This is a genomic window from Rhodoferax ferrireducens, assembly GCF_031458075.1.
Classification (GTDB): domain Bacteria; phylum Pseudomonadota; class Gammaproteobacteria; order Burkholderiales; family Burkholderiaceae_C; genus Rhodoferax_B; species Rhodoferax_B ferrireducens_A.
In genome coordinates, this window is sequence record NZ_JAVDXT010000001.1 from 1,592,541 (window position 1) to 1,614,241 (window position 21,701).

Consider the following 21,701-nt stretch of genomic DNA (forward strand, 5'->3'; position numbering starts at 1 on the left):
TTACAAAAATTTCCGAGGAGACCGCCATGCCAGCCATTCGTTATGGACTCATCGCCCACCGTCTGCACCGCCAGGGTTCCGACAGTGGTTTGCTGCGCTGGCTGCAGGCGGCCGAGCCGGCGGTGCGGGCCTTGGGCCTGGGCTTGCACGCCGTGGGCGGCACCTATGACGCGGTGCAGCGCTACGGCCTGCTGGACAAGTTTCCGGGCCTGGTGCGCTACCCGAACGGCCATTCCGGCGGCTTGACGCGCCTGGTGTCGCACATCGTCGGCGGCGTGCAGCCCGGCCAGGCGCTGGACGGGGTGATTTTTCTGATCGATCCGGTCGATCCGTCCTCGCTGTTCCCCGAAGCCCAGGCGCTGAAGCGCCAGTGCGTAATCCATGGCAAGCCTTTCCTGGCCACCGAGGCCGCGGCGCTGGAATGGCTGCAGATCGAAGGCCTGCAGGCTGGGCTGGCCAGCGCCCAGGCGCCGGGCGCCGCCTTGCTGCAGGCCATGCCGCAGCAGGTGGCGGCGCTGATCGCCCACGATGCGCTGAAGACCCAGATGGTCGAGTTTGCCGGCACCCATTTTGAGCTGCTGTCGCGCTACCAGGAGCGGGTCGCCACCGGCACTACCGGCGGCCTGCTGAACCAGATGGCCTGGAGCCGCGGCTGGCCCAGCGACCAGCCCTGGGTCACGCCCTACCGCAGCGGCCCGCTGGGCGGCGATGCGCAGATCGCCGAACGGGTGCTGGATGGCAGCTGCCAGAAGGTGATATTTTTCGAAGACCCGCATGTGGCGCGCCAGCACGAGGCCGACATCCAGCTGATGGAGCGCGCCGTCTGCAGTGCCAGCGACCGCACCACCTGCATGAATTCCCCGGCCATGGCCTGGCGCTGGGCCGAAGCTCTGGGGAAAATACCGCTCAAATAGGCTGGCAGCGCTTTATGGTTAAGCGTAGGTAGCTATCAAATAGATAACAACCCGTCTCCGTTCCAGAAACACCGCAGAACTGGCTTTGCCAGGCTGCTGGTGTTGCCCCCTGCAAGGGGGGTGGCGAAAGATGCGAAGCACTGAAGCCTGGGGGTGTGCAGTGAATACCCCCGCTCTTGTGTCCGGTTTCATTTAGGCGCATTCTTCTTGGCAGGGCTGTTGCCCGCCAAGGAGTACGCCATGCACGCCGCTACACGTTCGTTTTTGCGCGGGTCCTTCTGGCGCTCGGCACTGCTGTTGGTGATCGGTTTTTGCAGCGCGGCATGCGTGGCCTGGGCCGCGCCCTCCAAGGCGCTGGACGCACCTGTGCAGTCCACCATGGATGCCTTGACCCGGGCGAATGCCGCAGTGGTCGGCGTGCGGGTCAGCGTGGCCGAGGGCGCGCGATCTGCCGAAACCCTGGGGGTGCAGCGCAGCGGCTCGGGCGTGGTGATCGGCCCCGACGGCTTGATCGTGACGATTGGCTACCTGGTGCTGGAGGCGCAGAGCATCCAGGTCGTGACCCAGGACAACAAGACCCTGCCGGCACAGGCCGTGGCCTATGACCTGGCGACCGGCTTTGGCCTGATCCGGCCGATTCTGCCGCTGCGCGGCATCCAGCCGGTGGCCCTGGGCAGCCTGAAGGACGTGGATACCGGCGAGCCATTGATGGCTTCGACCGGCCCCCAGGCCGATGGCGACGATGGCGATGTGAACATGACCCAGCTGGTCAGCAAGCGGCCGTTTTCGGGTTACTGGGAATACCACATCGACAGCGCCATCTTCACCAGCCCGCCGGTGAGCAACCATTCGGGTGCCGGCGTGTTCAACCAGAAGGGCGAGCTGATGGGGATTGGCAGCCTGCTGGTCGGCGACGCGCTGGGCCGCAATCCGCGCCTGCCCGGCAATATGTTCGTGCCGGTAGATCTGCTCAAGCCGATACTGGCCGAGATGCAGAAGACCGGCAGCAGCCAGCAAAGCCACCGGCCCTGGGTCGGGCTGACCTCCAGCGACCAGGCGGGCCGGGTGCAGATCGTGCGCGTCAGCAAGGAGAGCCCGGCCGAGCAGGCGGGCCTGCAGCCTGGCGACGTGGTGCTGGCGGTGGACGGCGCCAAGGTCAGCACGCTGGAGGGCTTCTACAAAAAGCTCTGGGACCGGGCCCAGCCCGATGCCGATGTTTCGCTGACCGTGCTGCAGGGCGCCGACCTGAAGACCATTGTGCTCAAGCCGGTGGACCGCATGAACACCATGCAAAAGCCCGCGGGAATTTAAAGATTTAAGGGCTGTAGCGCAGGTATTGATTGCGCTGCCAGCTATTGAATATGTAGCAATCAGGCGTGCCGACGCACCGTCAACAAGATGCCGCCCATGGCGGCAAACAGGCCGCCGCAGATGCGGTTGATCCAGCGCACATGGGCGCTGGACGCCAGGAACGGTGCAATCCGCGCGGTACCTACCGAGCACAGCGCCAGCACCGACATTTCCATCGCCATGAAGGTGGCGGCCAGCACGCCCATTTGCGGGCCCCAGGCCGCGGCCGGGTCCAGGAACTGCGGGAAGAACGCCGCAAAGAACAGCAGCGCCTTGGGATTGCTGGCCCCGACCATCAGGCCTTGTGCATAGCAGGCGCGCAGGCTGGGCAACGTGCTGGCGGCAACGCTGCCGGGTGTGAAGGCCACGGCCGGGCTGCGCCAGGTCTTGATGCCCAGGTAGATCAGATAGGCGGCGCCACAGACCTTGAGCACGGTGAACGCGGTTTCCGATGCGGCCAGCACCGCGCCCAGGCCGAGGGCCGACAGCAGCATGATGCCCAGCGCTGCGGTGATGCTGCCGGCACCCGACACCACGCCACGCGCCCAGCCGTGCTGCAGCGCGCGGGTGATGCACATCAGCATGGTGGGGCCGGGCGACAGCACCAGTACGGACACGGCGGCCAGGTAGAGCAGATAGGTGGACAAGGTCATGAAGGTCATGCAGGGGAGCTTTCAAACAGGTGGCAGCGGCAGGAAGCCACCATGTTAATTGAGGCCCGGGGCGAATTAAATTCAGGTGCGGGCGAATAACGCCAAAAGTCGTTGTAGAATCTGAGGCTTGTCGGGGCGTAGCGCAGCCTGGTAGCGCATCTGGTTTGGGACCAGAGGGTCGAAGGTTCGAATCCTTTCGCCCCGACCATTAAATGAAGTTAAAGCCGCCAAGAGTTCGCTCTTGGCGGCTTTTTTCATGGGCGTTCGCAGGTACACATACTATGCAATTGATAGCTACACACGGTTTACGCATCAGCACCAGAGGCTTGTGGGCTCGAATTCTGGCCGGGCTGCTGCTGTGCCTGGCCGTGGGCTGGCTGCCGGCGCAGGCCCAAACCCCGAATCCCGACGACACGCTCGACCAGCTGCGCCAGCAGATCGAGACCCTGCAGAAGGGCCTGGCCAATCCCACGCCCGGTCTGGACCTGCTGGCCTGGCGCGGCACCGCGCTGGCTGCCCAGATCCAGGCCCAGGAAGTGGCCGACCAGCTGGCGCCGCAGCTCGACAGCGTGCAGGCCCGGCTGGCCGAACTGGGCACACCGCCCACGGACAAAAAGGAAGCCCCGGACATCGCCAGCCTGCGCACCCAGCTGGACAAGAGCCGCAACGCACTGGACGCCCAGGTCAAGCTGGCGCGCCTGCTGGCGGTAGAGGGTGAACAGGTGGCGGCGCAGATATCCACCCTGCGGCGCTCGCAGTTCCAGGCCGAGCTGGGCGCGCGCACTGCATCGATCCTGGCGCCGCCGTTCTGGTCAGAGTTGCGCGACAACGTCGCCGCCGATGCCGGTCGCCTGGGCGGGCTGCTGGGCGAGCTGGGGCGCGCCTTGGGCAAGGCCTCGGTCGGCGTCTGGCTGGGCATGGCCGTGGCCTTGTGCGCGGTAGTGCTGGTGCGCCGCAAGCTCGCTGCGGGTGCGATGCACCTGGTGGCTACCCGTGTGCCCGGTGGCCGGCTACGCCGCTCCTTGTTTGCGGTGCTGCGCATCGCGTTGTCGGTGTTGGCCTGGGGCGCTATCGCACTGGTGCTGCGCCAGGGGTTGGAATGGAACAGCGATCTCTCTACGCTGCCGCACACGCTGTTGATCAGCAGCGTCGGCCTGGCCTGCTTTGGCGGCTACGTGGCCGGGCTGGGCCGGGCGCTGCTGTCGCCGGACCGGCCGACCTGGCGGCTGCCGCCGCTGCCGGATGCGGTGGCCAGCGGCATGGGCCGTTTCCCCCTGGTAATGGCGCTGGTGACCACCGCGGGCTGGCTGGCCGAGCGCCTGTATGCGCTGGTGAATGCCAGCCTGGCGACTACGGTGGCGCTGAACTGCATCCTGGCGCTGGCCCTGGGCCTGACCATGGTGATGGGTGTGCTGCGCGCCGAGCGCCTGCGCCGTCTGTCGGCCAACGAACCCGATGCTGCCAAGATGCCATCGCGCCCGCTGTGGCTCAGCGTGGTGGCGCTGCTGGTCTGGCTGGCACTGGCCGGTAGTGTGGTCGGCCTGTTGCTGGGCTATGTGGCACTGGGTGGCTTCGTGGTGCGCCAGGTGGCATGGTTTGCCATCGTCTCCAGCACAGCCTATCTGCTGGTGCTGTTGATCGACGATATGTGCATGGGGTGGCTGGCCTCGGCGCCCGAACTTACGCCCACGCCGGGCAGCTGGCGTATGCGCGACCAGCTGGCGGTGCTGGTGTCGGGTATTGGGCGGGCACTGGTGGCGCTGGTGGCCCTGGTGCTGGTGTTGTCGCCGTTTGGCGATGGGCCACCCGAGCTGCTGCACCGCGCGACCTTGTTTGGCGATGGCCTGGCGATCGGCGAGGTGCAGGTGCGGCCGGCGGCGGTACTGCTGGCGCTGTCGGTATTGGTGCTGGGTCTGCTGCTGGTGCGGCTGCTGAAGCGCTGGCTGGAAGGGCATTTCTTGCCCACCACCAGCTTGGATGCGGGCATGCAGATGTCGGCCAGCACCTTGTTTGGCTACGGCGGCGCGGTACTGGTGGTGGCGCTGGCGATGTCGGCCGTGGGCATAGGGCTGGAACGCGTGGCCTGGGTGGCCAGTGCGCTGTCGGTGGGTATCGGCTTTGGCCTGCAGGCGGTGGTGCAGAACTTTGTGTCCGGCCTGATCCTGCTGGCCGAGCGGCCGGTGAAGGTGGGTGACTGGGTGGTGCTGGGCACGGTGGAGGGTGATATCCGCCGCATCAATGTGCGCGCCACCGAGATCCAGATGAGCGACCGCTCGACCGTGATCGTGCCGAACTCGGAGTTCATTACCAAGACCGTGCGCAACATCACCCACGCGAGCCCGCAGGGCCTGGTGCAGATCAAACTGCCCATGCCGCTGGATACCGATGTGCAGCAGGTCTACGACCTGTTGCTGGGCGCCTTCCGGGACCATGCCGAGGTGCAGTCCAGCCCCGCGCCCAGCGTGGCGCTGGACGGCATAGACAATGGCAAGCTGGTGTTCAATGCTACGGCCTATGTGGGCTCGCCGCGCATGGCCTATGGCGTGCGCAGCGATGTGCTGTTCGAGGTGCTGAAGCGCCTGCGCGAGGCCAAGCTGCCGATGTCGCACCCCTCGACCATGCTGCTGCGCCAGGACGGCCCGGTGGACCTGCTGAGCAGCCCCAGCGTGGCCGACAAGGTGCAGCCACCGCCCGAGCCGCCGTTCACGGCGTAATGGATGCCAGCAGCTTCAGGCCGCCAGGGCCTGCAGCAGCTCGGTTTCGATCTCGATCTGCTTGCGGTTGTACTGCAGCTCTGGGCCTTGGACCAGAAAACTATCTTCCACCCGCTCGCCCAGGGTGGTGACCTTGGCCAGCTGCACACTCAGGTTGTGTTTCGCCAGCACCCGGGCCACCAGGTACAGCAGACCCGCACGGTCGCTGGCCGAGATGCTGAGCAGCCAGCGCTGGGCTTTTTCGTCCGGCCGCAGATCCACCCGCGGGGCGATGGGGAAGCTCTTGACCCGGCGCGAGACCCGGCCACGGCTGGGTGTGGGCAGTGGGCCTTGTTGGGCCAGCGTGTGGTCGAGGTCGTTTTCCACCATGCTGGTGAGTTCGCGGTAGTGCTCGGGCAGCATGGCCGTGACCACCTGGAAGGTATCCAGCGCATAGCCGTTGCCGGCGGTATGCACCTTGGCATCGACGATGCTGAACCCCGCCTGGTCGAAGAAGCCGCAGATGCGCGCAAACAGATCGGGCTGGTCGGGGGTGTAGACCATCACCTGCAGGCCTTCGCCCACCGGCGACAGGCGGGCCCGCACGATGGGCTTCACGGGCTTGGCTTCGGCGGTGTTGCTGGCGGCCTGCGCCGCATTCAGTGAGATGTGGCGCGACAGCTGGCGGGTATGCCAGGCGATGTCGGCCGCGTCGTGGCGCATGAAGTAGCCGACGTCCAGCGTGCTCCACAGGGCTTTGTGCGACTCGAAGGGCTGGGCGTGCAGCGCCAGCATCACCAGCGCCTCGCGCTTGCGGGCTTCGATCTCGGCGCCCGGGTCGGGCGCGCGGCCGCCCAGGGTGCGGATGGTGTAGCGGTACAGGTCTTCCAGCAGCTTGCCCTTCCAGGCATTCCAGACCTTGGGGCTGGTGCCGCGGATGTCGGCCACCGTGAGCAGGTACAGCGCGGTCAGGTAGCGTTCGTTGCCGACGCGCTTGGCAAAGTCGGCGATCACGTCCGGGTCGCTGAGGTCGGCCTTCTGCGCCACGCGGCTCATAGTCAGGTGCTCGTTCACCAGGAATTCGATCAGCTTGCTGTCTTCGCGGTTGATGCCGTGCTGGCTGCAGAAGCGCCGCACTTCCAGTGCGCCCAGGTCCGAATGGTCGCCGCCGCGGCCTTTGGCAATGTCGTGGAACAGCGCGGCGACAAACAGAATCCAGGGCTTGTCCCAGCCCGCACCCAGTTGCGAGCAGGCCGGGTATTCGTGCGCATGCTCGGCCATGAAGAAGCGGCGCACATTGCGCAGCACCATCAGAATGTGCTGGTCCACGGTGTAGACGTGGAACAGGTCGTGCTGCATCTGCCCGACGATGCGCCGGAACACCCACAGGTAGCGGCCCAGCACCGAGGTGTCGTTCATCAGCCGCAGTGCGTGGGTGATGCCGGCCGGCTGCTGCAGGATGGCTAGAAAAGTCGCGCGGTTCACCGGGTCGCTGCGGAACTTGGCCGTCATCAGGCCCCGGGCGCTGTACAGCGCGCGCAGCGTGCGGGCCGACAGGCCGTGCAGGCCGGCCGTGGTCTGGTAGAGCAGAAAGGTTTCGAGAATCGCGTGTGGATGCCGGTGGTACAGGTCGTCGCTGCTGACCTCGATCATCCCGGCCTTTTCAAAGAAGCGTTCGTTGATCGGGCGCAGGGTATGGGTCGACGGATTCAAGCGCTCCTCGATGTTGAGCAGCATGATCTGGTTCAACTGGCAGACCGCCTTGGCGGCCCAGTAGTAGCGGCGCATCAGCGCCTCGCTGGAGCGCACCGGCAGGCCGGTTTCGTCGTCGGACACGGTCTGGTAGCCAAACGACTCGGCCACCGCGGTCTGCAGGTCGAACACCAGCCGGTCTTCGCGGCGATGGGCGATCAGGTGCAGGCGCGCGCGGATCAGGCACAGCAGCGATTCGTTGCGCTTGAGCTGCTTGGCCTCGTGCGGCGTGGCGATGCCGCTGCGCACCAGGTCGTCCCAGCTCTTGCCCAGCTTGGCGGCCTTGGCCACCCACAGAATGGTTTGCAGGTCGCGCAGGCCGCCCGGCGATTCCTTGCAGTTGGGTTCCAGCGCGTAGGGCGTGTTTTCGAACTTGTTATGGCGCTGGCGCATCTCCAGGGTCTTGGCCATAAAGAATGTGCGGGGGTCGAAGGCGGTGGACAGGCGGGCCGAGAACTCGGCAAACAGCCGGGCATCGCCGGTGACCAGGCGCGACTCGATCAGCGAGGTCTGCACCGTCACGTCCTTGGCGGCCTCGGCGATGCATTCCTCTAGCGTGCGCACGCTGGAGCCGATTTCCAGCCCGGTGTCCCAGCAGTTGCCGATGAAGCCTTCGATGCGCGCCTTCAGCGCCGGGTCCAGCTCGGGCGACACGCCTTCGGGCAGCAGCAGCAGCACGTCGATATCGGAGTGCGGGAACAGCTCGCCGCGGCCAAACCCGCCCACCGCCAGCAGGGCGAACGAGGCGGTAAAGCCCGACAGCGCCCACAGGCTGCGCAGCGTCGCATCGCTGAGTTGCGACAGGTCTTGCAGTGCTTTGCGTACACCGCGGGTGCTGGCGCCGCTGTCGCGCACGGCTTGCAGCAGCAACGACTTCTCGTGCAGGTAATGCGCCCGCAGCGCCTGGACATCGCTCATCGAAAAAGGCTGGCGCGCTTCAGGACTGGGCCGGCACGAAAGCCGGGATCGGCGGGCTGCCGGCAGACACGGTCAGCACTTCGTAGCCGGTTTCGGTGACCAGCACCGTGTGTTCCCACTGGGCCGACAGAGAGTGGTCCTTGGTGACGATGCTCCATCCGTCTTTTTCCGGGCCTTCCTTGATTTCCTTCTTGCCGGCATTGATCATCGGCTCGATGGTGAAGGTCATGCCGGGCTTCAGCATCTCCAGCGTGCCGGGGCGGCCGTAGTGCAGCACCTGAGGTTCTTCGTGGAACACGCGGCCAATGCCGTGGCCGCAGAATTCGCGCACCACGCTGAAGCCATTGCTCTCGGCAAAGCGCTGGATCACGTGGCCGATATCGCCCAGGTGGATGCCGGGCTTGACGATCTTGATGCCGTGCCACATGGCTTCATAGGTCAGTGCCGCCAGGCGTTTGGCCAGGATAGAGCCCTCGCCGGCAATGAACATGCGGCTGGTGTCGCCGTGCCAACCGTCTTTGATGACGGTCACGTCGATGTTCACACTGTCGCCTTTTTTCAGCGGCTTGTCGTTCGGGATGCCGTGGCAGACCTGGTGGTTCACCGAGGTGCAGATCGACTTGGGGTAGGGGATATTGCCGCCGCCGGTGTAGTTCAAGGGGGCAGGAATGCCGCCCTGCACCTGGGTGATGTAGTCGTGGGCCAGCTTGTCGAGCTGGTTGGTGGTGACGCCCGGCACCACATGGGGTGTCAGGTAATCGAGCACTTCGGATGCCAGGCGGCCTGCGACGCGCATGCCTGCGATGCCGTCTGCGTCTTTGTAGGTGATAGTCATGGCCGTAATTATCCTAGATGCGGCAGGTGCGCGTTGACCGTGCCGTTAAAATCGAAGGCTAACTTCCCCAACCCAGGCCGCCAACGTGACCTTGCACATTTCCCAGTTTGAGGGCGGCAATGCCCTCAGCGACTTCCGCGTTCAACAAATTCTTCCCCGGCTGCAAGCCATCCACGACAAGATCAGCGGTGTTGCCGCGCGTTTTGTGCATCTGGTGGCCAGCGATGCGCCCCTGACGGACGCCGTCAAGTCCCAATTGGACGGCCTGCTGACCTATGGCGACCCCTACGCCGGCCCGGCCGAAGGCCCGCTGCTGGTGGTCACCCCGCGCTTCGGCACCGTGTCACCCTGGGCCTCCAAGGCCACCGATATCGCCCACAACTGCGGCCTGGCTGTGCGCCGGGTCGAGCGCTTTGTGGAATACCGCCTGACCGTCAAGCAGCCCTTGCTGGGCAAAACTGTGTTGTCCGCCGAACAATTGGCCCGGGTGGCCGACCTGCTGCACGACCGCATGACCGAAAGTGCCATGCTGGACCGCAGCCAGGCGCAAGAGCTGTTCACCTCGCTGGAAGCCGCGCCCCTGGCCCAGGTCGACGTGCTCGGCGGTGGTCGCGCCGCGCTGGAGGCGGCGAATACCGAATTCGGCCTGGCCCTGGCCGACGACGAAATCGACTACCTGGTCAACGCCTTCACGACGTTGAAGCGCAACCCCAGCGACGTGGAGCTGATGATGTTCGCCCAGGCGAACAGCGAGCACTGCCGCCACAAGATATTCAACGCCGAGTTCACTATCGACGGTGTGGCGCAGCCGAAAAGCCTGTTCGGCATGATCCGCAACACCCACCAGCTGGCGCCGCAGCACAGCGTGGTGGCGTACTCGGACAACGCCTCGGTGATGGAAGGCTTCGAGATCGAGCGATTCTTGGCCAAATTGGCCTCAGGCGCAGGTACTACCAGCGCGAGTAGCTATGAAAAGAGTAGCGCCCAGCACCATGTGCTGATGAAGGTCGAAACCCATAACCACCCGACCGCGATCTCGCCATTTCCCGGCGCCTCCACCGGCGCTGGCGGCGAGATCCGCGACGAGGGCGCGACAGGCCGCGGCTCCAAGCCCAAGGCGGGTTTGACCGGCTTCACCGTCTCCAAGCTCTGGCCGCAGGATGGCGACGTGTCCATCGGCAAGCCCGAGCACATCGCCAGCCCGCTGCAAATCATGGTCGAGGGCCCGCTGGGTGGCGCGGCTTTCAACAACGAATTCGGCCGTCCGAACTTGCTCGGCTACTTCCGCGAATACGAGCAGACCGTGACTTCCGATGTGGACAGCATCCGCCGCGGCTACCACAAGCCCATCATGATCGCCGGCGGCCTGGGCACCATCGACGCCACGCAAACCCACAAGATCGAATTCCCCGCCGGCTCGCTGCTGGTGCAGCTGGGTGGCCCGGGCATGCGCATCGGCATGGGCGGCAGCGCGGCCAGCTCCATGGCTACCGGCGCGAATGCGGCCTCGCTGGACTTCGACTCGGTACAGCGTGGCAACCCCGAAATCGAACGCAGGGCCCAGGAAGTCATCAACCAGTGCTGGATGCAGGGCGACAAGAACCCGATTTTGGCGATCCACGACGTGGGCGCCGGCGGCCTGAGCAATGCCTTCCCCGAGCTGACGAACGACGCCGGCCGGGGCGCGCGCTTCGACCTGCGCGCCGTGCCGCTGGAAGAAAGCGGCATGAGCCCCAAGGAAATCTGGTGCAATGAGAGCCAGGAACGCTATGTGATGGCCATCGCGCCGGAGTCGCTGGCGGCGTTTACCGCGCTGTGCGAACGTGAGCGTTGCCCGTTTTCTGTCGTTGGCGTGGCTACCGAAGAGCGCCAGCTGATCGTGGCCGATGACGGCGCGGCCAGCCCGGTTGACATGCCCATGAACGTGCTCTTGGGCAAGCCGCCCAAGATGCACCGCGATGTGAAGACCGTGGCGCGCACCTTTGCGCCAGTGGAACTGACCGGCGTGGATCTGCAAAAAGCCGCCATTGCCGTGCTGGCCCACCCGACGGTCGCCAGCAAGCGCTTCCTGATCACCATCGGCGACCGCACCGTGGGTGGCATGAGCCACCGCGACCAGATGGTCGGCCCCTGGCAGGTGCCGGTGGCGGACTGTGCCGTCACCCTGGCCGACTACAAGGGCTTTGCGGGTGAAGCCATGGCCCTGGGCGAACGCACGCCGCTGGCAGCCGTGAATGCGCCTGCCTCTGGCCGCATGGCGGTGGCCGAGGCCATCACCAATCTGCTGGCTGCACCCTTCGATCTGCCCCGCGTCAAGCTGTCCGCCAACTGGATGGCCGCCTGCGGTGAACCCGGCGAAGACGCCGCGCTGTACGCCACGGTGAAGGCCGTGGGCATGGAGCTGTGCCCGGCGCTGGGCATCTCGATTCCGGTGGGCAAGGACAGCTTGTCCATGCGCACGCAATGGACCGACGATGCGGACAAAAAGAAGGTGACATCCCCGGTCAGTCTGATCGTCACCGCTTTTGCCAGCCTGCCCGATGTGCGCGGCACCTTGACGCCGCAGCTGAACGCGACGGAAGACACGACGCTGATCCTGGTCGACCTGGGCAAGGGCCAGAACCGCATGGGCGGCAGCATCCTGGCGCAGACCTTGAACCAGGTCGGCGATGCCGTGCCCGATCTGGACGATGCGCAAGACCTGGTCAACCTGGTGAACGCCGTCAACGCCGTGCGTCCGCAGATCTTGGCCTACCACGACCGCAGCGACGGCGGCCTGTTCGCCGCAGCCTGCGAAATGGCGTTTGCCGGCCATGTCGGCGTGGCGCTGAATGTCGATCTCCTGGTCACTGAAGGCGACGGTATTTCCGACAGCCGCATGGACGTGGGCGACAGCAAGAACTGGGCAGGCCAGGTCGGCCCGCGCCGTGAAGAGCTGACCTTGAAGGCGCTGTTCAACGAAGAACTCGGCGTGCTGCTGCAGGTACGCACGTCTGACCGTGACGCCGTGGTCCAGACCCTGCGCGCGCATGGCCTGGGCAAGCTGAGCCACATCGTCGGCAAGACCCGTCCTGCCGGCAGCGCGATTGCCGCTGGCGTCGGCGAAGTCCAGGTCTGGCGCGATGCGAAAGCCGTGTTCAGCGCCAAGCTGGCCGATCTGCACCAGGTGTGGGACAACGTGAGTTGGCAGATATGCCAGCAGCGCGACAACCCGGCCTGCGCCGATGCCGAACACGCCGCAGCCGGTGCGGCCAACGACCCGGGCTTGCATGTGTTTATAGAGCCAAACAGTGCTCTGGCGCAGGTACTGTCTGCGCCAGCAGCTACGAAAACCGTAGCGGCGCCGGCCTTGAAGCTGACGCGCCCCAAGGTTGCCGTGCTGCGCGAGCAGGGCGTGAATTCGCACACCGAGATGGCCTACGCCTTCACCGAGGCGGGCTTCGATGCCTTCGACGTGCACATGACCGATCTGCAAACCGGCCGCGTACACCTACAGGATATGCAGGCCGTGGTGGCCTGCGGTGGCTTCAGCTACGGCGACACCCTGGGTGCCGGCATAGGCTGGGCGCGCAGCATCACTTTCAACCCGGTGCTGGCGGCAGAATTCAAGGCCTTCTTTGCCCGGCAAGACACCCTGGCGCTGGGCGTCTGCAACGGCTGCCAGATGTTTGCCGAGCTGGCCGACATCATCCCCGGCGCGCAAGCCTGGCCACGCTTCACCACCAACCGCAGCGAGCGCTTCGAAGCGCGGCTGTCGATGGTGGAAATCCTGGAATCGCCCAGCGTGTTCCTGCAAGGCATGGCCGGCAGCCGCATGCCGATTGCCGTGGCGCACGGCGAAGGCTATGCCAACTTCGCCTACCGTGGCGACGCATCGAAGGCGATTGCGGCGATGCGCTACACCGACAACCATGGTGTGGCGACCGAGGCCTACCCGTTCAACCCGAACGGCAGCCCTGGTGGCCTGACCGCGGTGACCACGGCCGATGGCCGCTTCACCGCCATGATGCCGCACCCCGAGCGCGTGTTCCGCAACGTGCAGAAGAGCTGGACCAGCGGCGATGTCAGCAGCTCCAGCCCCTGGATGCAGCTCTGGCACAACGCGCGCCGCTGGCTGGGCTAAGCGCTACGCCAAGAGGCCGACTACGGCCTCCATCCGCCGCAGGGTCGTCGCCGGCCCTGCGGCTTTTTTACGTCCGGCGTTTTGGCCTAGGGCATTCCCCCATGCGGATCGCCGCTTTCGTATCAGCAATCGGCGAGCCGGTATCGGTCGTGGAAACGGGTGAAATGTAAGCTGATGTATCTATTTTTAGGTGCAATCAATCATGCTTTCGAGAATCAGTGTGGGGCGTCAGTTGGGCTTGGCTTTTGGCATGGTGGTGGTTCTGGTGCTGGTGCTGGCCGTCACGGCCTGGAGCCGCATGGCGGCCATGCACCAGGACTTCGAATCGCTGGTCGACACCACTTTGCCGGCACTGACCGCGCTGGGCGAGGCGAACGACAAATTGCAGCTGGTGCGCATCTCCGAGCTCAAGCACCTGGCGGCGCTGAACATGCCGTCCAAGGACCGCGAGGAGGTGGCGGTGAAGGCTGCCGTCAAAGAGCTGGACGCCGCACTGGCCCGCTACAAGGCCCGCAGCGGAGCCCAGGCCAACCCGGCGCTGCAGGCCGATCTGGCGACGGCAATCGGCAAGTTCCATGGGCTGCGCAGCACTTTTTTCCAGATGTCGAATTCCGCCGCCGGCGCCGAGGGCGAGCGGGCGATGGAGGCCAGCGACTTCTTTGACGGTCCGAGCCAGCAGGTCTACCAGGCCGCCTACCAGGCGCTGCAAAAGCTCTGGCAGGACCAACTGAACCAGGCCGAGCAGGACAAGGCCCGCGGCCGGCAGGCGGTGGTGCAGGCCAATCTGGTGCTGGCCGGTGTTACCGCGGCTTCGGTGCTGTTGTCGATAGTCCTGGCCTGGCTGATCAGTCGGCATCTGCTGCGCCAGCTGGGCGGGCAACCGGGCGAGGTGGCGGCTTTGGCCACCTCCATCAGCCAGGCCGATCTGAGCAGCGTGGTGCAACTGCGGCCCGGCGACGAGCGCAGCGTGGTGTTTGCCATGGCGCGCATGCAGGCCTCGTTGACGCAGATCGTGCAGTCCATCCGCCAGGGTGCCGACGGCGTGGCCACGGCCAGCTCGGAGATTGCCCAGGGCAACCACGACCTGAGCGCGCGCACCGAGCACCAGGCCAGCGCGCTCGAACAAACTGCGGCTTCGATGGAAGAGCTGAGCGCCACCGTCCAACAGAATGCCGACAGCGCGCGCAGTGCGAATCAGCTGGCGCAGAGCGCGTCGGCGGTGGCCATCCGCGGCGGCGAGGTGGTGGGCAAGGTGGTCGAGACCATGCAGGGCATCAACCAGTCGTCGCGCAAGATTGCCGACATCATCGGCGTGATCGATGGCATCGCTTTCCAGACGAATATCCTGGCCTTGAACGCGGCGGTGGAAGCAGCCCGGGCCGGCGAACAGGGCCGGGGCTTTGCGGTGGTGGCGTCCGAAGTGCGCTCGCTGGCCAGCCGCTCGGCCGATGCGGCCAAGGAGATCAAGCTGCTGATTGCCGCCAGCGTGCAGCGGGTGGAGCAGGGCGTGGTGTTGGTGGACCAGGCCGGCAGCACCATGGCCGAGGTGGTGGGCAGCATCCGCAAGGTGACCGAGATCATGGGCGAGATCAGCACCGCTAGTTCCGAGCAAAGCACCGGTGTCTCGCAGATCGGCGAAGCCGTGACCCAGATGGACCAGGTGAACCAGCAGAACGCCGCGCTGGTCGAGCAAATGGCGGCTGCCGCCAGCGGCCTCAAGGGCCAGGCCAGCGACCTGGTGCAGGTGGTGTCGGTGTTTACGCTGGGTGCCGACCCGGCACCGACGGCGGTAGCCGCAACCGCCACGCAGGTGCGCAGCTTGGCGATGGCGTATTCCTGAGGGCGGGCTGCGGCCCCTTACGTCTACCCGTGGCTTTACGCAAGCGGGATAGCCTTAGTTGAGGGGCATGGTCAGAGGGGATTCATTTCTTGTTTCACACGCTTACACTCGTACCGCACTGGTAACTCGCAGTTGCGGGGCGGTTATAGGCTGCCGGTTATAAGAATCTGAGATCCGACCATCCATCAGGAGACAAAAATGCAAAAGCGCTTCTTTCTGCGGGCTACCGTGCTTGCCATTACTGCGTTGGGTGCTACGTATTCCATAGCGCAAGAGAATGTTTTCAAGATCGGACTGATCTTGCCCATGACCGGGCAGCAGGCTTCCACCGGGCGGCAGATCGAAGCGGCGGCCAAGCTCTACATGGCGCAGAACGGCGACACGGTTGCCGGCAAGAAGATCCAGCTCATCGTCAAGGACGACACCAGTATTCCCGACGTGACCAAACGCCTGGCGCAGGAGCTGGTGGTCAATGACAAGGTGAATGTGCTGGCCGGCTTTGGCATCACGCCTTCGGCCTTGGCCACCGCGCCGATTGCCACCCAGTCCAAGACGCCCCAGGTGGTGATGGCGGCTGCCACCAGCAGCATCACCCAGGCTTCGCCGTATATTGTGCGGACCAGTTTTACCTTGCCGCAGGCGGCAGTCAGCATGGCCGACTGGGCGCCGAAAAACGGCATCAAGACCGTGGTCACCCTGGTCAGCGACTACGGCCCGGGGTTGGATGCCGAGAAGTATTTCAAGGAGCGCTTCCAGTTCAACGGCGGCCAGGTACCGGAGTCGTTGCGCGTGCCCTTGCGCGGCCCGGACTTTGCGCCCTTCCTGCAAAAAGTACGTGACTTGAAGCCCGATGCGCTGTTCGTCTTCGTGCCCTCTGGCGCGGGCGCGGCGGTGATGAAGCAGTTCCTGGAGCGCGGCATGGACAAGGCCGGTATCAAGCTGATCGGCACCGGCGACGTGACCGATGACGACCAGCTGAACGACATGGGCGACGGCGCCCTGGGCGTGGTAACGGCACACCACTATTCCACCGACCATCCCTCGGCCCTGAACGCCAAGTTTGTCGAGGCCTTTGGCAAGGCCAATAGCGGCTTGCGCCCCAACTTCATGGCCGTGGGCGGCTACGACGGCATGCGGGTGATCTACGAAGCGCTGCGCGCCTCCAAAGGGCAGGGCGGCGGAGATGCCTTGCTCGCGGCGATGAAGGGGCAGATTTTTGAAAGTCCGCGCGGCCCGATGTTCATCGACGCGCAAACCCGCGACGTGGTGCAAAACATCTATATGCGCAAGGTGGAGCGCAAGAACGGCCAGCTGTACAACGTCGAGTTCGCCGTGATCAAAGACGTGAAGGACCCGGGGAAAGCGAAGTAACACCCCCAGGCTACAGTGCTGCGCACTTTCCGCCACCTCCCTTGCAGGGGGCACAACTTGCGGCCCGGCAAAGCCGGTTCCGCGGTTGTTCTGGGTAAGGCAGTCGCGCCTCCGGCGGGCTCGAATGCCTGCGGATACTTGAGAGATTGGCTATCGCATGTTGACGATTCTTTTTGACGGCATTGCCTACGGCATGCTGTTGTTCATCCTGGCGGTCGGCCTGGCGGTGACCATGGGGCTGATGAATTTCATCAACCTGGCGCACGGTGCTTTTGCCATGGTGGGCGGCTACATCACGGTGCTGCTGATGCAGCGCCTGGGTGTGCCGTTCCTGCTCTGCCTGCCCCTGGCCTTCCTGGGCTCGGCCCTGCTGGGTGGGCTGCTGGAGCGTACGCTGTACCGGCCGCTGTACCACAAGCCGCATCTGGACCAGGTGCTGTTCTCCATCGGCCTGACCTTCATGGCGGTGGCCAGTGCCGACTACTTCATCGGCTCCAGCCAGCAGATCATCCAACTGCCCGAATGGCTGAAGGGCCGCACCGAGATCGGCGAGGGCGCCTGGATGCTGGGCATGGGGCACTACCGGCTGTTCATCATCGCTGTGTGCGCGGCGCTGACGGTGGCGCTGCAGTACGTGCTGGCGCGTACCCGCTTCGGCAGCCGGCTGCGCGCCTCGGTGGACGACCAGCGGGTGGCGGCCGGCCTGGGCATCAATGTGAACCTGGTGTTTCTCAGCACTTTCGCCGTGGGCTCGGGCCTGGCTGGGCTGGGCGGCGCGCTCGGGGCCGAGGTGCTGGGGCTGGACCCGAGCTTTCCGCTGAAGTACATGATTTACTTTCTGATCGTGGTCGCCGTGGGCGGCACCTCCAGCATCACCGGGCCGTTGCTGGCCGCGCTACTGCTGGGCATCGCCGATGTGGCGGGCAAGTACTACATCCCCAAGCTGGGGGCGTTCATCGTCTACAGCCTGATGATCGTGATTCTGATTTGGCGGCCCCAAGGCCTGTTCGTTCGCCGGGGAGGCAAGTGATGGACACGGATGCACACAACCTGTTGCTCAAGGGTGGCCGTTGGAAGCCCTGGGAATATGCCTTGTGGCTGCTGGCCCTGGCCTCGCCCTGGCTGCTGGCCAGCCATGCGCTGATCATCAACGAGATCGCCATCGTGGCCTTGTTCGCGCTGTCGCTGGACCTGATCCTGGGCTACACCGGCATCGTGTCGCTGGGCCACGCGGCATTCTTCGGCATGGGCGCCTATTCCGCAGCCTTGTTTGCCAAGTTCGTCATGCCCGATCCCTTGGTGGGCCTGGCGGTGGGGATTGCGACGGCCACCCTGCTGGGGGCGCTGTGCAGCGCCACCATCTTGCGCGGCACCGACCTGACCCGCCTGATGGTGACCCTGGGCGTGGGCCTGATCCTGATGGAGCTGGCCAACAAGCTGGATTGGCTGACCGGCGGCGCCGACGGCCTGCAGGGCGTGGTGCTGGGGCCGGTGCTGGGCCAGTTTGAGTTTGACCTGATGGGGCGTACCGCGGCCTGGTATTCGCTCAGCGTGTTGTTGCTGCTGTTTGTGCTGGCCCGGCGGCTGGTGCATTCGCCGTTCGGCGCCACCCTGAAAGCCATACGCGACAACCGCTTGCGCGCCATGGCGATTGGTATTCCGGTCAGCCAGCGCCTGGTGGTGGTGTACACCGTTGCCGCCGGCATGGCGGGGGCGGCGGGGGCTTTGCTGGCGCAGACCTCGGGCTTTGCCTCGCTCGATCTGTTTGAGTTCCATCGTTCGGCCGATGTGATGCTGATCCTGGTGGTGGGCGGCGTGGGCTGGCTGTATGGCGGCGTGCTGGGGGCCATCGTGTTCAAGCTGATGCAGGATGCCTTGTCGAGCATTACGCCGCAGTACTGGACCTTCTGGATCGGTCTGTTTCTGGTGGTGCTGGTACTGGTAGGACGCGAACGCCTGCTGCGCCCCTGGACCTGGCGTATGCCTCGCTCGCGCGGAGGCCATCCATGAGCACCCTTAACCCCGATACCGTGCTGTCGGCCCAGGGCCTGGTGATGAAGTTTGGCGGCATCACCGCCGCCAACGACGTGACCCTGCATCTGCAAAAGGGCGCGCGCCACGCACTGATTGGCCCGAATGGCGCGGGCAAGACGACTCTGATCAATCTGCTCACCGGCGTGCTGCAGCCCACGGCCGGCCGCATCGTGCTGGAGGGGCAAGACATTACCCAGCTCGCACCTTACCAACGGGTACGCCGCGGCATGGTACGCACCTTCCAGATCAACCAGTTGTTCGACACCTTGACGCCGCTGGAAACGCTGACCATGGCCGTGTCGCAACACCGCGGCCTGGGTGCTAAATGGTGGCAGGCGCTGGGCGCGAATCGGGATGTAACCCAGCGCTGCGAACAACTGCTGGAGCAATTCCATTTGACCAGCGTAATGGCCCAGGAAACCCGGGTGCTGGCCTATGGCAAGCGCCGGCTGCTGGAGATCGCCATTGCCCTGGCCTGCGAGCCGCGCGTGCTGTTGCTGGACGAGCCTGTGGCGGGCGTGCCTGCGGGTGAGCGCGAGGAGCTGCTGCAGACCGTGGCCGACCTCCCCGCCGAGGTGTCGATTTTGTTGATCGAGCACGATATGGATCTGGTCTTCAGCTTCGCCAAGCGCATGACGGTGCTGGTCAATGGCACGGTGCTGACCGAGGGCGACCCGGACAGCATTGCCAACGACCCGCAGGTCAAGGCCGTGTACCTCGGCCACGGCGATGACGCCCATGCCACTGCAGCAGGAGGGTTCGCCCATGGCTGAGCTATTGCGCGTCCAGGGCCTGAGTGCCGGCTACGGCGAGGCCGTGGTGCTGAATGGGGTTTCCCTGGCTTTGGATGAAGGCCAGACCCTGGCCTTGCTGGGCCGCAACGGCACGGGCAAGACTACGCTGATCAATACCCTGGCCGGTGCCACGCGCCAGCATGCGGGCAGCATCAGCCTGGGCGGTGTGGCATTGCACAAACTGCCTTCGCACGAGCGCGCAGCCGTCGGCATAGGCTGGGTGCCGCAAGAGCGCAACATCTTCAAATCTTTGACCGTGCATGAAAACCTGACGGCGGTGGAGCGGCCGGCCCGTGCGGGGCGGGCCTCCAGCCCCTGGACACCCGAGCGCGTGTACAGCCTGTTCCCTAGGCTGGCCGAGCGCAAGACCAATTTGGGCACACAGTTGTCGGGCGGTGAGCAGCAGATGCTGGCCCTGGGCCGGGCCCTGGTGCTGAACCCGACATTGTTGTTGCTGGACGAACCTTGCGAGGGCCTGGCGCCCATCATCGTGCAGGAGCTACTGCGCGCGATCCGCCGCATCACCCGCGAAGAAGGCCTGTCGGCCATCATTGTGGAACAGCATCCGCAGGCGATATTGGCCATCTCGGATACCGCGGCCGTATTGGACCGCGGTACCGTGGTGTATGCGGGCACGGCCGAGAGCTTGCAGCAGCAGCCAGAGCTGCTGAATAAACTCCTGGGCGTGGCGCGCTAGCTGTTGGGCCTGGAGCCGCGCTCAGGCTTCCAGCTTGAACCGGCTGACGGCGTTGGCCAGCAGATTGGCTTGTTCGCGCAACGACTCCGATGCCGCGGCGGATTCTTCCACCAGGGCCGAGTTCTGCTGCGTGATCTGGTCCACCTGGCCAACGGCTTCGCTGATCTGGGCAATGCTGCTGCTTTGACCAGCGGCCTGGGTCGACAGGGTGCGGATGATGGTCGTCACCTGTTTCACGCTGCCCAGAATATCGTCCATGGTGGTGCCGGCGCGGGCCACCAAACGTGCGCCTTCGTCGGCCTTGGCCACCGAGGTATTGATCAGGCTGCTGATTTCCTTGGCCGCCTGTGCCGAGCGCTGGGCCAGTAGCCGCACTTCGCTAGCCACCACGGCAAAGCCGCGGCCTTGTTCGCCGGCGCGGGCGGCTTCTACCGCGGCGTTCAGCGCCAGGATATTGGTCTGGAAGGCGATGCTGTCGATCACGCTGATGATGTCGGCAATCTTCTTGGAGCTGGCGTTGATCTCGGTCATGGTGACCACCACCTGCGACACCACTTCGCCGCCGCGCGTGGCGACCTGGGCTGCCGACTGGGCCATCTGATTGGCTTCATGGGAGGCATCCGCGCTTTGCTGCACATTGCCGGTCAGCTCGGCCATGGAGGCCACGGTTTCTTCCAGGTTGGCGGCCGTGTGTTCGGTGCGGTGGCTCAGATCCTGGTTGCCGGCAGCGATCTCGGTGCTGGAGGCGTGGATGTTGCGCGCCGACAGCTGCACCTGCGAGACCAGTTCACGCAAGAAGGTCTGCATGCGCCCCATGGCGCCGACCAGCTGGCCGATTTCGTCGTTCTGCTGGGCCTGCACCGGCACAAACAGATTGCCCTGGGCGATCTGTTCCGCCACAGCGCAGGCTTCGGCCAGCGACTTGGTCAGGCTGCGCACGCTGAAGAAGGTCAGCGGTATCAATACCAGCAAGGCCAGCACCAGGATGCCGATTTGCACACCCGACAGCAGCACGGTGCGCTGGTCAATGCCGGCCTGCGCGGTCTGCATTTCTTCGCGCGAGGTGGTGGCTGCTTGCTGCAACAGCTTGTCGATGGCGTCCACATGGATTTTTTGCTTCTCGGCATAGGCGCCACCGACCGAGCCGTCAATCTGCGCGCCTTCGATCTGCGCCAGCACCGGGCCCATGCCTTCGGTATAGGCTTTGATCTCGGCTTGCGAGGTGTCCAGCATCTTGGTATAGGTGGTGTCCGAGCCCTGGGTGCGGCGTAGCTCGACCAGACCTTTGTTGAAGCTTTGCAGCGACTTCTGCCAGGATTCGCGCAGCGTGGCGACCTCCACGGCATTGTTGAAGCTGATGATGATGTCTTTTTCGTTGCGCCGCACCTGGGCCAGCGTGATGCGCAGCTCATTCATGTCGGTCAGGGTTTGCACCTTTTCCTCGACCAGCACCTTGACCGTGCTGCGGGTCGATTCCAGAGCCCAATAGCCCAAAAGGCCCACGGCCACCAGCAGCAGCAGCGAGAACGCGGTGCTGAAGTACAAGCGAAAACGTATCGAGAAGCGGTTGAGCGGATTCATGGCGGTGGTGGTTTATGCAAATGGTTCGGTGTGCGCAGGCAGGTGACTTGAAGGTCTGGTATCAATAAGCGTGCCAGTATCCAGATGTAACAAGAAAAAAGAACGGTTTAAAACAGGAAAGCCCCTATGGCATTGCCGGGAGTCAC

The 21,701-nt window shown here is 64.9% G+C and carries 14 protein-coding genes and 1 tRNA gene; 11 read left to right on the top strand and 4 right to left on the bottom strand.

All coding sequences use genetic code 11. The features are described from left to right. The first annotated feature begins 26 nt into the window (after positions 1-26). Together J2X19_RS07425 and J2X19_RS07430 are read left to right on the top strand one after the other, a co-directional pair. Positions 27-914 carry a methylglyoxal synthase gene (locus J2X19_RS07425; protein WP_310372026.1) on the top strand — a complete coding sequence of 296 codons (888 nt, stop codon included), beginning with the start codon at positions 27-29 and terminating at the stop codon, positions 912-914. A 240-nt stretch (positions 915-1,154) separates the two neighbouring features. Next, a complete protein-coding gene (locus J2X19_RS07430; RefSeq protein WP_310372028.1) occupies positions 1,155-2,225 on the top strand; it encodes a S1C family serine protease in 1,071 nt (356 codons plus the stop codon). Positions 2,226-2,284: 59 nt separating this feature from the next. Here J2X19_RS07430 and J2X19_RS07435 read toward each other — a convergent pair whose 3' ends face one another. After that, entirely contained in the window at positions 2,285-2,926 is a 642-nt protein-coding gene (locus tag J2X19_RS07435; protein ID WP_310372030.1) for a LysE family translocator, read from the bottom strand. A gap of 122 nt (positions 2,927-3,048) precedes the next feature. Between J2X19_RS07435 and J2X19_RS07440 the strand changes: the two genes are divergently transcribed. Then, positions 3,049-3,125 (top strand) — tRNA-Pro (locus J2X19_RS07440). 118 nt (positions 3,126-3,243) lie between these two features. Next, on the top strand, positions 3,244-5,631 hold the full coding sequence (locus J2X19_RS07445; RefSeq protein ID WP_310372032.1) for a DUF3772 domain-containing protein: 2,388 nt from the start codon (positions 3,244-3,246) through the stop codon (positions 5,629-5,631). A gap of 15 nt (positions 5,632-5,646) precedes the next feature. Here J2X19_RS07445 and J2X19_RS07450 read toward each other — a convergent pair whose 3' ends face one another. Together J2X19_RS07450 and map are read right to left on the bottom strand one after the other, a co-directional pair. Then, positions 5,647-8,280, bottom strand: coding sequence for a [protein-PII] uridylyltransferase (locus tag J2X19_RS07450; protein WP_310372035.1), 2,634 nt, complete (start codon positions 8,278-8,280; stop codon positions 5,647-5,649). 19 nt (positions 8,281-8,299) lie between these two features. Further along, positions 8,300-9,115, bottom strand: coding sequence for a type I methionyl aminopeptidase (gene map, locus J2X19_RS07455; protein WP_116608116.1), 816 nt, complete (start codon positions 9,113-9,115; stop codon positions 8,300-8,302). Between the two features lie 85 nt (positions 9,116-9,200). Here map and purL point away from each other — a divergent pair, with 85 nt between their 5' ends. The 7 genes from purL to J2X19_RS07490 all read left to right on the top strand — a co-directional run bounded on the left by purL (position 9,201) and on the right by J2X19_RS07490 (position 19,974). Then, entirely contained in the window at positions 9,201-13,238 is a 4,038-nt protein-coding gene (gene purL, locus J2X19_RS07460) for a phosphoribosylformylglycinamidine synthase (RefSeq protein WP_310372038.1), read from the top strand. Between the two features lie 202 nt (positions 13,239-13,440). Continuing rightward, positions 13,441-15,078 (top strand): methyl-accepting chemotaxis protein, encoded by a 1,638-nt coding sequence (locus tag J2X19_RS07465; RefSeq protein ID WP_310372040.1) that lies wholly within the window; start codon positions 13,441-13,443, stop codon positions 15,076-15,078. 198 nt (positions 15,079-15,276) lie between these two features. Continuing rightward, the gene (locus J2X19_RS07470) at positions 15,277-16,449 is read left to right on the top strand and encodes an ABC transporter substrate-binding protein (RefSeq protein ID WP_310372042.1); all 1,173 of its coding nucleotides are present in this window, start codon (positions 15,277-15,279) and stop codon (positions 16,447-16,449) included. 157 nt (positions 16,450-16,606) lie between these two features. Beyond that, a complete protein-coding gene (locus J2X19_RS07475; protein ID WP_092761009.1) occupies positions 16,607-17,479 on the top strand; it encodes a branched-chain amino acid ABC transporter permease in 873 nt (290 codons plus the stop codon). After that, on the top strand, positions 17,479-18,459 hold the full coding sequence (locus J2X19_RS07480; RefSeq protein ID WP_116608112.1) for a branched-chain amino acid ABC transporter permease: 981 nt from the start codon (positions 17,479-17,481) through the stop codon (positions 18,457-18,459). Before J2X19_RS07475 ends, J2X19_RS07480 begins: the two co-directional genes overlap by 1 nt. Then, entirely contained in the window at positions 18,456-19,256 is an 801-nt protein-coding gene (locus J2X19_RS07485) for an ABC transporter ATP-binding protein (RefSeq protein ID WP_310372047.1), read from the top strand. The genes J2X19_RS07480 and J2X19_RS07485 overlap by 4 nt, the downstream gene beginning before the upstream one ends. Then, entirely contained in the window at positions 19,249-19,974 is a 726-nt protein-coding gene (locus J2X19_RS07490; RefSeq protein WP_207776389.1) for an ABC transporter ATP-binding protein, read from the top strand. Before J2X19_RS07485 ends, J2X19_RS07490 begins: the two co-directional genes overlap by 8 nt. Positions 19,975-19,995: 21 nt before the next feature. Here the strand turns inward: J2X19_RS07490 and J2X19_RS07495 are convergent, their stop codons facing one another. Beyond that, entirely contained in the window at positions 19,996-21,555 is a 1,560-nt protein-coding gene (locus tag J2X19_RS07495; protein WP_310372051.1) for a methyl-accepting chemotaxis protein, read from the bottom strand. Between the last annotated feature and the right edge of the window lie 146 nt (positions 21,556-21,701).